The 321-nt window shown below is 34.9% G+C and carries 1 pseudogene; it reads left to right on the top strand.

The annotated features are described in order from the left end of the window. A pseudogene (locus HMPREF9075_RS13000) lies at nt 1–321 on the top strand (hypothetical protein); the annotation flags it as partial.

The raw sequence follows: 321 nt of genomic DNA, 5'->3' as shown, positions 1-321 counted from the left end.
GACTTTTTGGACAGCTTCTTCCATAAAGTGGGAAGATGGGTATTGCTGTCGCAAAGTTATGAAATTAGTCGTCAGACTTCACATTATTTTATGCAAAAAGTCCGTGAAGCTATGAAATCCAGTGAATCACAGAAAATGAATGATAGCGTTTAGGTTGATGAATTTACCATAGGAGGAAAAGAGGAAGGAAAACAAGGTAGAAGCTATGAGATATATATTCTTGGGTATCAGAATTTAACATAGACCGCTCTTTAGCTGAGTATAGTTTTAGAATCAATCGTTCACAGAGCAAAGAGACTATCTTTAACAAATTAATGAAAA

Source organism: Capnocytophaga sp. oral taxon 332 str. F0381 (genome assembly GCF_000318275.2).
GTDB lineage: Bacteria > Bacteroidota > Bacteroidia > Flavobacteriales > Flavobacteriaceae > Capnocytophaga > Capnocytophaga bilenii.
This window is presented reverse-complemented; position numbering and strand designations above follow the sequence as displayed.